The 641-nt window shown below is 36.2% G+C and carries 1 protein-coding gene; it reads right to left on the reverse strand.

Going from position 1 to position 641, the window contains the following annotated elements:
* Positions 1 to 202: 202 nt before the first annotated feature.
* Positions 203 to 553 carry an Hpt domain-containing protein gene (locus ACYVRA_RS08080; protein ID WP_461252218.1) on the reverse strand — a complete coding sequence of 117 codons (351 nt, stop codon included), beginning with the start codon at positions 551 to 553 and terminating at the stop codon, positions 203 to 205.
* Positions 554 to 641 lie beyond the last annotated feature (88 nt).

Genomic DNA, 641 nt, shown 5'->3' on the forward strand with positions numbered 1-641 from the left:
TGCCGGGTATATCCCTGAATGAAAATGTCTCAACTTCTATATTAGTCTGTTCTTTGGAAGTTTTTTTACATCCTGAAAATGCAGTCAAAAAAAGCACTAAAACAAGCATTGTATATATAATACGCTTGCTTATTTTCATCATAAAACTACCCCTTTTTTCTTTAAAACCGACAAGAGAAACTATTTATGAACAAGACTGTTTCTAATGGCTCTTGAACCAGTTTTGTAAATTGACCAATAATTCTTCTACGGATTTTATAAAAGCATTGTTTTCCGCCAACACCCCGTTTAAATCGCCGGCTCTGGACTTTTGTTCCAGGCTAAAAGCCGCTTTTCTCGCCTCTTCGGCGCATATTGTCGCACAGGCGCCCTTTAAGCCGTGAACGGTGGTGGCATAGTCCGCCAAGTTTTCCTTTGAAACAAGGGAAAGTTTCTGTAAAACTGAAGGCGTTTTATCGATAAATGAATGTAATACAGACTTAAAAACCTCCACATCACCTTCAAATAGATCCTGAAAGATGTTTTCGTCAATTCCCGGTACTCCGATTGCCATATTTACTCCTTAAAAATGCATTTTGTTGACAAAAAAAATGTATAGTGCATTATTATAACATGATAGTTTTTATTATGCAATAAGAATA

This window comes from Treponema sp. R8-4-B8 (genome assembly GCF_054786175.1).

Bases quoted from the DNA above. Each gene is read 5' to 3' on its own strand.
- ACYVRA_RS08080 (WP_461252218.1), bottom strand. From the start codon at position 553: ATGGCAATCGGAGTACCGGGAATTGACGAAAACATCTTTCAGGATCTA.